Here is a 13,253-nt window from a genome sequence, read left to right as displayed (position 1 = left end):
ACGAGTCGTCGGGGCGATGCTCAGGCCCGGACGACCGCGGGTGCCGAACGGAGCGTCGACGACAGGCCGTCGAGGGCCGCGACGCCGCCCGTGGCCCCGCGAGCGGACGCGACGAGCAGCTCGAGCGCGGCCCGGGCGGTCGTCGGCGACACGTCGACGTGCTGACCGACGCTGAGCGCGAGGTCCTCGAGATCGGCGGCGAGGGAGGCGAGTCGCGAGGCCGGGACGTGGCCGCCCTCGATGGGACCACCCGCCGGACCGCCGACCGCATGCTGCTCGAGGCGCTCGACGAGCAGTCGCGCCTCACGGGCCGTGGACTCCGCGGTCGGACGCAGCACCGACGGCACGGAAGGACCCCGGCCCAGATCGAGCGCGCTCAGACGCAGCCCCCGCACCAGCTCCGTCGCGACGTCGCGCACCCGGAGCCCGTCGTGCACGGACGGCAGCGCCCAGGCCGCCGCCAGCTCGGGTCGCTCCAGCAGCCGGACGGCCACGGAGGCGCAGGCCAGGAAGGCCGATCGGGTCTCGGTCACGGGAACCATCCTCGCATCGCCGCCGAGACGGGGACGACCGGCGGGCGCGGATCATCTTTTGCCTCTTCGGCAACAGACGTTGCCGCGCAGGTCATCGACCGGCACCCTGGAGTCAGGAGGTCATCGACCATGACGCACGACACCACCCATCCCCGGACCGACTCCCCCGAGACCGAGAACGCACACGCACACGCACACGCACACGCACACGAGACCGAACACGAACCCGCCATCGAGCACGACGCCGTCGTGATCGGCGGAGGGGCCGCCGGCCTCAGCGCCGCCCTGACCCTCGCGAGGGCCCGCCGCGACGTCGTCGTCGTCGACGCGGGCGAGCCGCGCAACGCCCCGGCCGACGGCGTCCACGGGTTCCTCGGCCTCGACGGCATCGCCCCGCTCGAGCTGCTCCGTCGCGGGCGCGCCGAGGTCGAGTCGTACGGCGGGGTCATCGTCTCGGGCACCGCCACCGACGTCCGCCGCACCGGCCGAGGAGGCGCGCCCGGCTTCACCGTCGAGGTCGCCACCCCCGACGGCGGCCACCGCACCCTGCGCGCCCGCCGCCTCGTCGTCAGCACCGGCCTCGTCGACGCCCTGCCGCCCGTCGACGGACTCGCCGCACGCTGGGGCCGGGACGTCGTGCACTGCCCCTACTGCCACGGCTGGGAGGTGCGCGACCGCGCCATCGGCGTGATCGGCACCGGGCCGATGAGCATTCATCAGACGCTGCTCTTCCGGCAGTGGAGCGACGACGTCACCCTGTTCGCGAACGACCGCCTGGCCCCTGACGACGCCGACCGCGCGCGTCTCGAGGCGCGCGGGGTCCGCATCGTCGAGGGGCCCGTCGCCTCGGTGCGCGTGGAGGACGACCGCCTCACAGGCGTCGTGCTCGCCGACGGGACGACCGTCCCGGTGGGCGCCGTCGCCGTCGCGACGAGCGTCGCGGCTCGCAGCGACGTGCTCGTCTCGCTCGGTCTCGACGCCGAACCGCACCCGTCGGGCATGGGCACGATCGTCGCCGCCGACCCCGTCACGGGGCAGAGCGCCGAACCGGGCGTCTGGCTGGCCGGCAACCTGACGAACCCCGGTCACCAGGTCGTGATGGCCGCGGCGTCCGGCGTCATGGCCGGCGCCGCGCTCAACATGGACCTCGTCTCGGCCGAGACCCGGGCCGCCGTCGAGGCCGTCGAGACCTGGAGCGCCGACGCGCCCCGCCGGTCGGCGACCGCCCCGCCGACGATCTCCGAGACCGCACCCGAGACCGCGCCCCCGACCTCACCCCAGAACCAGCACCCGCCCCGCCCCGGCGGCGAGCTCTTCGACGCCGCCTACTGGGAGGACCGCTACGGCGCCGAGGGCTGGGCCTGGAGCGGCGACCCCAACGCCGCGCTGGTCGACGAGGTCTCGGCGCTGACACCCGGTCGCGCCCTCGACATCGGCAGCGGCGAGGGCGGCGACGCGATCTGGCTGGCGCGCCGGGGCTGGACGGTCACCGGCACCGACATCGCCGTGAACGCACTGGACAAGGCACGCGCTCGGGCCGAGGAGGTCGACGCGGAGGCCGCCGGGCGCATCACCTGGGAGCAGCACGACATCACCGGGTGGACGCCGCCCCGCGCCTCCTACGATCTGGTCACGTCGCACTTCATGCATCTGCCGGCGGCGGACCGCGACCGGGTCTTCCGCGGGCTCGGCGAGGCGGTCGCGTCGGGCGGCAGCGTGCTCATCGTCGGACACGACCTGTCGGATCTCGACTCCGACGCGCACCGGCTGCACCACCCCGAGCTGATGTTCGGCGTCGACGAGCTCGTCGCGCTGTTCGACCCGGTCGAGTGGACGATCGTCACGGCCGAGACCCGCGAACGCGAGACCGCCGCCGGGCACGAGGGCCCGGCGACGGTCCGCGATGTGGTCGTCCGCGCGGTCAGAGCCCTCTGACCCGCAGCCGGATCGCCCGGGCGGAGGGTCGCAGCACGTGCGGGGCCGAGACGTCGGGCCCGCACGCCCGCGAGCCGACGCCGTTCTGCGCCGCGTCGATCCAGAGGTGGGTCGCCTCGGGCTCGGGCAGCTCGAACGGGTGCTCGGCGTCGTCGACCTGCTGGGCCGTGTGCCGCCGCAGCGAGAACCCGGGGCGCCGCCCGGCGGTGTCGGGCGCGGCGTCGAGACGCAGCCACGGGGCGCCCGCCCCGGTCCGCAGCTCGAGGCTGCGGAGGTCGCTGCGGTGCCCGCTCTCCTGCGGCCGCGCGTAGTCGACGGTGAGGTCGTCGACGCTCGACTCGAAGCGACCCACCCGGGCGGCCTCGCGGCTGTCGGGGTACGACTCGAGCGGGCCGGTGCCGAACCACGAGACGCGGTCGACGTCGAGCGGCAGGTCGAAGCGCACGCCGACCCTCGGCCACGAGAGGTCCCAGCCGGCCGACGGCACGAGGTCGAGCGAGAGCCAGAGCTCGCCGCGCTCGAGGCTCCACCGCTCGTCGACGGTGACCGAGTGGCGACTGTCGGCGGCGGCCCAGCGGGTGCGGACCGCGACGTGCTCGGACGACGACCGCACCGACTCGACCCGGGAGGTCAGGCGGTGCAGCCCGGCCCGCTTCGCGATCGTCTCGGCGCTCGGCAGCAGCTCGTCGGTCGGCAGGTCGGTGCGGTGCCGGTCGCGCATCGGGTCGGCGTCGATGTCGCGCGGGGCATCCCAGTGACCGCGCTCGTTGTCGGTCGTGGCGCGCCACAGCTCGAGCCGCGGGCCGGAGACGGGTCGCCCGGCCAGCGAGACGAGCCGGCCGTCGACGAACGACGCGGGGCCCAGCGCGAGGGCGCCGTCGAGGGCCCCCGAGGAGGCGCGGGTCGAGTCGTCCCGCCCGGCACCCGGTGCCGCGGGCCGCGGGTAGGCGGCGACGTGGCGCACGGCCGCCGGCGCGCTCAGGTCGACCTGGGTCGTCGCGAGCACGTGACCGGCGTCGGCCCAACCGTGGTCGGCGCGCAGGGCGACCCGCACCGTGAGCCACGTCTCGCCGGTCGCCGAGACCTCGAGTCCGGGCAGGGCGAGGGCGACCTGCTCCCCCGCGGCCAGTGCGCGTCCGCGGTCGTCGAGCGCGTCGAGGCGCCCGGTGGCGACGACGTCGCCGTCGTGCTCGAGCGACCAGAGCAGCTCGACGTCGGCGGTCGTGGCGCTGTGCCGGCGGTTCTCGACGACGATCGACGCGCCGGCGAGGTCGGCGTCGGCGTCGGTGCCCGCGGCCCGAGTCGCCGTGAGTCGGATCGGCGAGACGACCTGGGCCCATTCGTGCAGACCAGGGCTCGGCGTGCCGTCCGAGAGCACCATGCCGTCCATGACGAAGTTGCCGTCGTGGACGACCTCGCCGAAGTCACCGCCGTAGCCGAAGTACTCGACGCCGTCGGGCGTCGTCGTGCGGAGGCCGTGGTCGCGCCACTCCCAGACGAAGCCGCCGTGCAGACGCGGGTACTCGTCGACGAGCCGCTCGTACTCGTCGACCGCGCCGGGGCCGTTGCCCATGGCGTGCACGTACTCGCAGAGCACGAACGGCTTCGAGCGCTGACGGGCCGCCTCGGAGGCCGTGCAGCCGAGCAGGCGGAACCCCTCGTCGCCGGCGCCGATCGCCCGGGTCTCGTCGATCCACGAGTACATGCGCGAGTAGACGTCGGTGTACGAGCCGGTGTAGTCGCCCTCGTAGTGGACCGGTCGACCGCGGTCGCGCGCGTGGGTCCACGCGGCCATCGCCGCGAGGTTCCGCCCGGTGCCCGCCTCGTTGCCGAGCGACCACATCACGATGCTCGGGTGGTTCTTGTCGCGCTCGACGGTGCGGACCATCCGGTCGACGTAGGCGTCGTGCCAGTCGGCGTCGTCGCTCGGGTTGCCGACCCAGCGCTCGCGCTCGAAGCCGTGCGTCTCGAGGTCGCACTCGAGCACGACCCAGAAGCCGAGCTCGTCGGCGAGGTCGAGGAGGCGCGGGTGCGGCGGGTAGTGCGACGTGCGGATCGCGTTCACGTTGAACCGCTTCATCAGCTCGAGGTCGCGGCGCGCGTACTCCTCGTCGAACACGCGCCCCTTGTCGGCGTGCACCTCGTGCCGGTTGACGCCGTGGAAGACGACGCGGCGGCCGTTGACCTCGAACCGGTCGCCGACGATGCGGACGGTGCGGAACCCGAGCCGGTGCGAGATCGTCTCGACCGCGTCGGCGCTCGACACGGTCGCCTCGTAGAGTCGCGGCACCTCGGCGCTCCACGGCTCGACGTCGATCAGCTCGATCGGCGCGACGTCGGCCGGGGACTCCCACGTGACGTCGACGCCCAGCTCGGGGACGGCGAGCGTGACCGGCCACGCGGCGGGGCCGGCCGTGATCTCGGCGACGATCGTCGCGCCTCCTGCCGTCTCGCCGGCCGTCCCGTGCCATTCGCTTCGCAGCCAGACGTCGTCGATGCCGCCGACCGGTCGCGCCTCGAGCGACACGCTGCGGAAGACGCCGGGCAGCCACCACTGGTCCTGATCCTCGACGTAGCTCTGGGCCGACCACTGGTGCACCCGCACGGCCACGGTGTTGGTGCCGGGGTGCACGAGGTCGGTGACGTCGTACTCCTGCGCGAGACGGCTGCCGACGCCGACGCCGACGTGCACGCCGTTGACCCAGACGACCGCCGTCGACTCGACGCCGTCGAAGCGCAGCAGCACGCGCTCGGCGCCCTCGAACGAGGCGGGCAGCTCGAAGGTGCGCCGGTGGTCGCCCGTCGGGTTCGCGTCGGGCACGTGCGGCGCGTCGGTCGGGAACGGGAACTGCACGTTCGTGTAGATCGGGGCGCCGCGACGACCGTCGCCCGTGAGCACCCAGTGCGACGGCACCGTGATTGTCTCCCAGCCCGAGTCGTCGAGGTCGACCGAGCCGACGTCGTACGCGCCCTCGCCGTCGGGCAGCACGCCGCGCCCGCCGGGCAGCCCCGGCACCCCGGCGAGCAGGCGGAACGACCACTCGCCGTCGAGCGAGAGGCGCGGGGCGTCGCTGTGCAGCCACGAGCGCGCGGGCGAGCGGCGACCGCTGCCGGGGCCCGTGTCGGAGAGGTACCCGACGGGCGGCGAGCCGGCGGTGGTCGAGGAGGCGGTGGTCGAGGAGGCGGTGGTCGAGGGGACGACGGAGGTCACTTCACGGATCCTTCGGTGAGGCCGCCGCGCCAGAAGCGCTGCAGCACGATCATGGCGATGACGAGCGGGATGATCGACAGCAGGACGCCGCCGGTCGTCAGTTGGTAGAACTCGGGCAGTCGGTCGGTCTGGCTCAGCCAGTTGTTGAGACCCAGCGTGACGGGGAACTTGTCGACGTCGCTCAGCATCACCAGCGGCAGGAAGTAGTTGTTCCAGATGCCGACGAGCTGGAAGAGGAACACCGTGACGAGCGCCGGGGTGAGGATGCGCAGCCCCAGGGTGTGGAAGATGCGCAGCTCGCTGGCGCCGTCGAGGCGGGCGGCCTCCATCAGCGAGGTGTCGACCGTCGCCTGCGCGTAGATGCGGCAGAGGAACAGCCCGAACGGCGACACCAACGACGGCAGCAGCACGCTCCAGTAGGTGTTCGCGAGACCCATCTGGCTGAAGAGCAGGAACAGCGGCAGCGCGGTCGCGGTGCCGGGCACCAGCACGCCGCCGAGGATCGTGCCGAAGACCAGATTGCGGCCCTTGAACTCGTACTTGGCGAGGGCGTAGCCGCCGGCCGCGGCGAAGTAGGTCGCGATGAGGGCGCCGACGCCGGCGTACAGCACCGAGTTGCCGAGCCAGCGGACGAAGACCCCGTCGCCGTAGGTCAGCACCTGACCGAGGTTGTCCCACAGGGCGAACGACGGGGCGAACCAGAAGCCGAAGGTGCCGAAGAGGTCGCCGGTGGTCTTCGTGGCCGCGACGACGACCCAGTAGACCGGGATCAGGAAGTACAGCGCGACGACCGTGAGCACGGCGGTGACGATGATGGTGGAGGCGCGGCTGCGACCCGCGGACCGGTCGGGCCCGGCCCCGCGCGAGCGTCGGGCGGAGACGCGACCCGCGCCGCGCCTCCCGCCCTGCCCGGCGGTGACGATCGACTCGGTCTCGGTGGCGTGCTCGGCGACCGTGGCGCGGGGGCTCATGCGGACTTCCTGTTCGTGATGGTGAGGAACACGATCGACAGCGTGAAGGCGACGAGCGCGATCAGCACGGACTGCGCCGCGGCGACGTTGTAGTCGTTGTAGGCGAAGGCGGTCGTGTAGGCGCTGAGGTTCGGCGTGTACTGGCTGTCGATGGCGGGGGCCACGCGCTGCAGCACCTGCGCCTCGGCGAACAGCTGCAGGGTGCCGATGATCGAGAAGACGGCGGTCAGCAGCAGGGCCGGGCGGATCAACGGCAGCTGGATGCTGGTCGCGACGCGCAGAGGCGACGCGCCGTCGACCTTCGCGGCCTCGTAGAGCTCGACGGGGATCGACTTGAGCTGGGCGATGATGATCAGCATGTTGTAGCCGGTGTAGCTCCAGGTGACGATGTTCGCGATCGACCAGAGGACGGTGTTCGGCCCGAGGAAGTCGGGCGAGACGCCGAACGTCTCGGCGACGTCGATGATCGGGCTGAGCCCCGGCACGTAGAGGAACGACCAGAGGATGGTCGCGATGACGCCCGGCACCCCGTACGGCAGGAAGTACGCGGCGCGGAACAGCCCCGGCCACTTCGCCGACGCCGACTCGAGCAGCAGGGCGAGCACCGTGCAGAGGATGAGCATCAGCGGCACCTGCACGATGCCGAACAGGAACATGCGCCCGATCGAGGCGACGAAGTTGGGGTCGCCGAGCACCTGGGCGTAGTTGCCGAACCCGGCGAACTGCGTCACGACGCCGGTCTCGCCGAAGAGACCGCCTCGGCGCACCTGCGTGAAGCTCGACACGAGCGCCATCAGGATCGGCACGATGAAGGTCAGCAGGAACAGCGCGAGGAACGGGAAGAGCAGCACCCACGGCGCCCGGGCGACCGAACGCGACGACGGGCCGCTCATGCGCCGGCCTTGCGGATCGAGAGGCCCTTGTTCTTCATGACGGTGATGATGTCCTTCTCGGCCTGCACCACCGCGTCGACGAGGGTTCCGCCGGAGGCCTTGCCACGGAATCCGTCGCTGAGGATGTTGAACGACTGCTGCGTCACGGGCCACCAGCTCCAGTCCTGGTTCTGACTCGACTCCTTCGTGGCGGGCACGAACACCTCCTGGTTGTAGTTCTGACCGCTGAAGAACTCGCTCGGCTTCTCGCGCAGGTCGCCGACCACGTCGACGGCGGGCGACCAGCCGATGCCGCAGAACTCGATCAGCGCGTTGACGCCCTCGGGGGTCGTGGTCATCCAGACGGCGAAGTCGAGCGCCTCCTGCGGGTGCCGGCTGTTGGCGAGGATCGCCGCCGTCGACCCGCCCAGGAACGACGACGCGTAGCCGTCCTCCCAGGTCGGCAGGGGCGCGGCGCGCCACTTGCCCGAGGCGCCGCTGACGCCCTCGATGAGCGCGTCGCCCCACGAGCCCGTCGCGACCGACGCGATCTTCCCGTCGGCGGCGGCCGAGAACCAGGCGGGCGTGTACGCGCCGTAGGCCGTCGTGACGATCCCGTCGTCGATCGCCTGGTCGAAGAAGGCCGCGACCTTCATCGTCGCCTCGTCGGTCATGTCGATGACCCACCCGTCGTCCTCCGCGCGGAACCACGAGGCGCCGGCCTGGGTGGCGTAGGCGGCGAACGGCGACGCGTCGGCGAGCGGGAACGAGTCCATCAGCACGCCCGCGCCCTTCAGCTCGGCGCCCACGGCGGCCCAGTCGCTCCACGTGGCGGGTACGGAGGCGCCGACCTGGTCGAAGACGGCCGGCTGGTAGAACATGCCCATCGGGCCGCTGTCCTGCGGCACGGCGTAGACGCCGCCCGTGTAGCTGACCTGGTTCCAGAGCGTGGGGTCGTAGAGCTCGCGGTACTGGTCGATCCCGTAGCGCGAGAGGTCGACGACGCCGTTGGCCAGCAGGAACTCGGGCAGCGACCGCAGCTCGACCTGGGCGATGTCGGGGCCGGCGCCCGCCGCCAGCGCCGAGTACAGCTTCTGGTAGCCGCCGGCGTTGCCACCCGGGATGAACACGGTCTCGACCTGGACGCGGTCCTGGCTGCGGTTGTAGAGGTCGGTCACCTGGTCGAGGCCCTTGAGCCAGGCCCAGTACTCGAGGCGGACGCGGCCGTCGGCCGGCGGGATGGTCGGCAGGCTGTTGACCGAGGTCGTGCCGGGTGTCGCGCACCCGGCCAGGATCGCGGCAGCGCCGGCGCTCAGGCCGAAGCCGAGCAGTTGACGTCGACTGAGGGGGCTCATCGTGACTCACTTCATCGTGGACGGGACCCGCCGAACCTAACACAATTCCGAGTGCTCACTCGGATTTGAGCCGAGGAGGCGCGGGTCGGCCGTAGAGTCCCCTCATGACCGCAGACACCACCGCCGCCCACCCGGAGCCCGCCGCCCGGCACGACGCGCCGGTCGCCCGCGGCCCGCGGGGCCCGCGCGGCCCGTACGCGAAGTCGTCCGAGCGCCGGGCCGCGATCGTGGACGCCGCCTTCGAGGTGTTCTCGACCCGCGGCTACCGCGGCGGCTCGCTGCAGGAGGTCGCGGATCGCGTGGGCGTCAGCCAGACCGGCCTGCTGCACTACTTCCCCTCGAAGCGCGATCTGCTGCGGGCCGTGCTCGAGCGACGGGACTCGATGGCGAGCGGCGCCGTGCGCGACGGGACCACCGACGGCGACTTCATCGAGGGGGTGCTGCGACAGGCACGCCACAACGAGACGGTGCCGGGTCTGATCGCGCTGTACGCGGTGCTGGCCGGAGAGGCCGCCACGGAGGACGCACCCGTGCGCGGCTACGTGGCGACGCGCTTCGAGGGGTTGCGGGCCGAGTACACGGCCGGGTTCCGCGACCTCGAGTCGCAGGGGCGCCTCCGTCCGGGAGTGGACCCCGCCCGGGCCGCGTCCGGGCTCGTGGCGCTCTGGGACGGCATCCAGCTGCAGTGGCTGATCGACCCGTCGAGCGTCGACGTCGAGCAGCAGCTGCGCGACCACCTCGGGTCGCTGGTGCTGCCCGGCTGAGCTGCGCCGCGCCTCCTCGGCGCCGCTACTTCGAGCGGGTGAGCTGCGAACGGAGCGCCGCACGGTCGCGCCACGCGCCCGTGGACCAGAGCGCGAGGAGGACGAGGAGGGGCTGGCCGATCAGGCGGACGGCCCGCTTCGTGTCGGTGTCGAGGCCGAACGCGTCGGTGTGCGTCACGAGCTGCGAGATGTTGCCGGGGAAGATCGCGATGAAGAACGCCGCGACGGCCCAGCCGACGGCGACGCGCTTCTTGCCGAGCACGAGCAGCGCCCCGCCGAGCGTGATCTCGACGACACCCGAGGCGAGCACCACGGCGTCGTCGTCGAAGGGCAGCCACTCGGGCACCTGCGCCTGGAAGTCGTCGCGGGCGAAGGTGAGGTGGCTGACGCCGGCGAGGACGAGGATGCCGCCGAGGGCCAGACGCCCGATGACGCGGGGGACGGACGTGGGGCGCGGGCGCGTGGTTCGACGTGACATCCCGTCAGTCTGCTCCTCCCCCGGTGCGTCGTCGACCCGTGTCGCTGCACGTCCGTGCAGCTCGGGCCGTGGGCGTCGTGTCTGCGGACCGGTGCCAGGGTCGTCGGGTAGAAGAGACGGATGAGCCTCGCATCCACACTCCTCCGCACGACGATCGGCGGCCTCTTCGTGGGCCACGGACTCCAGAAGCTGACGGGCGCCTTCGACGGCCCCGGGCTCGAGGGCACCGAGCAGATGATGGCGGGGACGGGCATGCACCCGGCCGCCCGCACCGCACGACTCGTCGCCGTCGCCGAGACCGCCGGCGGCGCCGCGCTGGCCCTCGGCGCCGCGACCCCGCTCGCCGCCGCGACGGTCGTCGCCACCATGGTCACCGCCGTCCGCAAGGTGCACGGTTCGAAGGGCCCGTGGAACACCGAGGGCGGCTTCGAGTACAACGCCGTCCTGATCGCCGCGGCCGCCGCCGTCGCCGCGGGCCCCGGCGGGCCCTCGATCGACCAGGCCTTCGGCAAGAAGACCTGGGGCACCGGCGGCACGCTGTTCGCCCTCGTCGCCGGCACGATCGGCTCGTTCGTGGTCGTCGAGCTCGGCCGCCGCGCCGCGCCGAAGGACGCCTGACCCGCCGCACCCGCAGCACCAGCACCAGCACCAGCACCAGCTGAACCGCTTGTGCAAATCGCGACCGTCCGGGCGCGACACGCCGCTCACCTTCACGCGTGCGCGGCGTGTCGCGGCCGGCAGGTCGGGTTCGGCACGCCGACGCGACGCCCGCCGGTCGGGTTCGGCACGCCGAAGCGACGCCGCAGGTCGCCATCCGCCCAGAGCAGCCCGAGAACTCCCGGCCCGGTCGTCCCTCCCCAGACGGCCCTGCCGAGGAGGCGCGGTGCAGGCACCCGACGAGGGCCCGGCACTGTCGGTGGCGTCTGACAGCATGACGGCATGACTTCGACGAGCACCACGACCGACATCGACGCCGAGGCCCTCGATCTGCTCAGGGCTCTGACGGGTCGCGACGACGCGGTGTTCCACGACGGTCAGCTCGAGGCCATCCGCGCCCTCGTGGCCGACCGGCGCCGCGCTCTCGTCGTGCAGCGCACGGGGTGGGGCAAGTCGGCGGTCTACTTCATCGCGACGCTGCTGCTCCGTCGTCGCGGCACCGGGCCGACGCTGCTCGTCTCGCCCCTCCTCGCCCTGATGCGCGACCAGGTCGCGGCCGCCGCGCGGGCGGGGGTCAGGGCCGTCGCCGTGAACTCCGCCAATGCGCACGAGTGGTCCGACGTGCAGCAGCAGCTCGTCGACGACGAGATCGACGTGCTGCTCGTCTCGCCCGAGCGCCTCAACAACCCGAGGTTCCGAGACGAGCAGCTGCCCGTGCTGATCGCCCGACTCGGCATGCTCGTCGTCGACGAGGCGCACTGCATCTCCGACTGGGGCCACGACTTCCGGCCCGACTACCGCCGTCTCGCCGAGCTCATCCGCACGCTGCCGAACGGCGTCCCCGTCCTCGCGACCACCGCGACCGCCAACGCCCGGGTCGTCGCCGACGTGGCCGAGCAGCTGGCGGTGGGGCCGGGCGACGACGTGCTGACCATCCGCGGGTCGCTGGCGCGCGCCTCCCTGCGGCTGGGGGTGCTGCAGCTGCCCACCTCGCGCGACCGGCTCGGCTGGCTGCTCAGCCACCTCGCCGACCTCCCGGGCAGCGGCATCATCTACACGCTGACCATCTCGGCTGCCGACGACACCGCGCGGCTGCTGCGCGAGGCCGGTCACGACGTCCGCTCGTACTCGGGGCGCACCGACCCCGAAGAGCGCGAGCAGCTCGAGCAGCGGCTGAAAGACAACGACCTCAAGGCCCTCGTCGCGACCAGCGCCCTCGGCATGGGGTTCGACAAGCCCGACCTCGGGTTCGTCATCCACCTCGGCGCGCCGTCGTCGCCCGTGGCGTACTACCAGCAGATCGGTCGAGCCGGTCGGGCCACCGACAACGCCGACGTCCTTCTGCTGCCCGGCAGCGAAGACGCCGAGATCTGGCAGTACTTCGCCACGGCCTCGATGCCGTCCGAAGCCAGGGCCTCCGCCGTGCTGGCCGAGTTGACCGACACCCCGCTGTCGACCCCCGCGCTGGAGGCACGGGTCGACATCAAACGCACCCCCCTCGAGCTGATGCTGAAGGTGCTCGACGTCGACGGGGCCGTCCGGCGGGTCCAGGGCGGGTGGGTGAGCACCGGGCAGCCCTGGGTGTACGACGCCGAGCGCTACGACCGCATCGCGACCGCCCGCGTGGCCGAGCAGCAGTCGATGCTCGACTACCAGCACGCCACCACCTGCCGCATGCAGATGCTGCAGACCGATCTCGACGATCCCGACGCCAAGCCGTGCGGGCGCTGCGACGTCTGCGCCGGCGCCTGGTACCCGACCGACATCAGCGGTGAGGCCGCCACCTCGGCCACGTCGTCGCTCGACCGGGTCGGCGTCGAGATCGAGCCCCGCGCGCAGTGGCCCACGGGCGCCGACCGCGCCGGGGTGCCCGTCAAGGGCAAGCTCCTCGAGGGCGAGCGCGTCGAGCAGGGCCGGGCACTCGCACGGCTGACCGACCTGGGCTGGGGCACGACGCTGCGCGAGGTCTTCGCACCCTCGACCCCCGACGCCCCCCTGTCGAAGAACCTGCTCGACGGCGTCGTGCGCGTGCTGCGCGAATGGCCCTGGGCCGAACGACCCGTCGGCGTGGTGGCCATGCCGTCGGCGTCGCGACCGCTGCTCGTCGGCTCGCTCGCCGAGGCCATCAGCACCGTCGGGCGACTCCCCCTGCTCGGGGCGCTCACCCCCACCCGTCCGTCCGCGGGGCGGGGCCAGGGGGGCAACAGCGTGTACCGACTCGCCGACGTCTGGCAGTCGTTCGAGGTCGGCCCCGAGCTGGCCGCCGCCCTGGCCGGCGTGCAGGGCCCGGTGCTGCTCGTCGACGACCTCGTCGACAGCCGCTGGACGCTCACCGTCGCCGGTCGCGAGCTGCGCCGAGCAGGGGCACCCGCCGTGCTGCCCTTCGGACTAGCGATCGTCGGCTGACCACCGGGCCGCCGAGGTCGCCCGCCGACGGCACGAGCGACGGGCCGCCTACGACCAGGGGAGACCCCGTC

The 13,253-nt window shown here is 72.9% G+C and carries 10 protein-coding genes; 4 read left to right on the top strand and 6 right to left on the bottom strand.

Features of this window, described 5'->3' with window-relative positions; genetic code table 11:
* Positions 1-20: 20 nt before the first annotated feature.
* Entirely contained in the window at positions 21-533 is a 513-nt protein-coding gene (locus SOM13_RS02690; protein WP_320478853.1) for a hypothetical protein, read from the bottom strand.
* A 129-nt stretch (positions 534-662) separates the two neighbouring features.
* On the opposite strand from SOM13_RS02690, the gene SOM13_RS02685 reads away from it, so the two are divergent.
* Entirely contained in the window at positions 663-2,468 is a 1,806-nt protein-coding gene (locus tag SOM13_RS02685; RefSeq protein WP_320478852.1) for a bifunctional NAD(P)/FAD-dependent oxidoreductase/class I SAM-dependent methyltransferase, read from the top strand.
* Here SOM13_RS02685 and SOM13_RS02680 read toward each other — a convergent pair.
* Genes SOM13_RS02680 through SOM13_RS02665 form a run of 4 tightly spaced genes read right to left on the bottom strand, consistent with a single transcriptional unit; the run spans position 2,455 to position 8,877 of the window.
* A complete protein-coding gene (locus tag SOM13_RS02680) occupies positions 2,455-5,679 on the bottom strand; it encodes a glycoside hydrolase family 2 TIM barrel-domain containing protein (RefSeq protein WP_320478851.1) in 3,225 nt (1,074 codons plus the stop codon). The two genes, SOM13_RS02685 and SOM13_RS02680, sit on opposite strands and share 14 nt — an antisense overlap.
* Positions 5,676-6,650: a carbohydrate ABC transporter permease gene (locus SOM13_RS02675; protein WP_192060491.1), complete on the bottom strand. Its 975-nt coding sequence runs from the start codon at positions 6,648-6,650 to the stop codon at positions 5,676-5,678. The genes SOM13_RS02680 and SOM13_RS02675 overlap by 4 nt, the downstream gene beginning before the upstream one ends.
* A complete protein-coding gene (locus SOM13_RS02670; RefSeq protein ID WP_192060492.1) occupies positions 6,647-7,543 on the bottom strand; it encodes a carbohydrate ABC transporter permease in 897 nt (298 codons plus the stop codon). Before SOM13_RS02670 ends, SOM13_RS02675 begins: the two co-directional genes overlap by 4 nt.
* Positions 7,540-8,877, bottom strand: coding sequence for an ABC transporter substrate-binding protein (locus SOM13_RS02665; protein ID WP_192060493.1), 1,338 nt, complete (start codon positions 8,875-8,877; stop codon positions 7,540-7,542). The genes SOM13_RS02670 and SOM13_RS02665 overlap by 4 nt, the downstream gene beginning before the upstream one ends.
* A gap of 104 nt (positions 8,878-8,981) precedes the next feature.
* Between SOM13_RS02665 and SOM13_RS02660 the strand changes: the two genes are divergently transcribed.
* On the top strand, positions 8,982-9,641 hold the full coding sequence (locus SOM13_RS02660) for a TetR/AcrR family transcriptional regulator (protein WP_192060494.1): 660 nt from the start codon (positions 8,982-8,984) through the stop codon (positions 9,639-9,641).
* A gap of 25 nt (positions 9,642-9,666) precedes the next feature.
* Here SOM13_RS02660 and SOM13_RS02655 read toward each other — a convergent pair whose 3' ends face one another.
* Positions 9,667-10,119, bottom strand: coding sequence for a DoxX family protein (locus SOM13_RS02655; protein WP_192060495.1), 453 nt, complete (start codon positions 10,117-10,119; stop codon positions 9,667-9,669).
* Positions 10,120-10,239: 120 nt separating this feature from the next.
* Here SOM13_RS02655 and SOM13_RS02650 point away from each other — a divergent pair, with 120 nt between their 5' ends.
* The gene (locus SOM13_RS02650; protein WP_192060496.1) at positions 10,240-10,737 is read left to right on the top strand and encodes a DoxX family protein; all 498 of its coding nucleotides are present in this window, start codon (positions 10,240-10,242) and stop codon (positions 10,735-10,737) included.
* 321 nt (positions 10,738-11,058) lie between these two features.
* Positions 11,059-13,182, top strand: coding sequence for a RecQ family ATP-dependent DNA helicase (locus SOM13_RS02645; protein ID WP_320478850.1), 2,124 nt, complete (start codon positions 11,059-11,061; stop codon positions 13,180-13,182).
* Positions 13,183-13,253: the final 71 nt, after the last annotated feature.

Source organism: Frigoribacterium sp. CFBP9030, from assembly GCF_034045195.1.
GTDB lineage: Bacteria > Actinomycetota > Actinomycetes > Actinomycetales > Microbacteriaceae > Frigoribacterium.
Note: the sequence above shows the minus strand (reverse complement) of the source record. Positions and strands in the feature narration are given on the sequence as shown.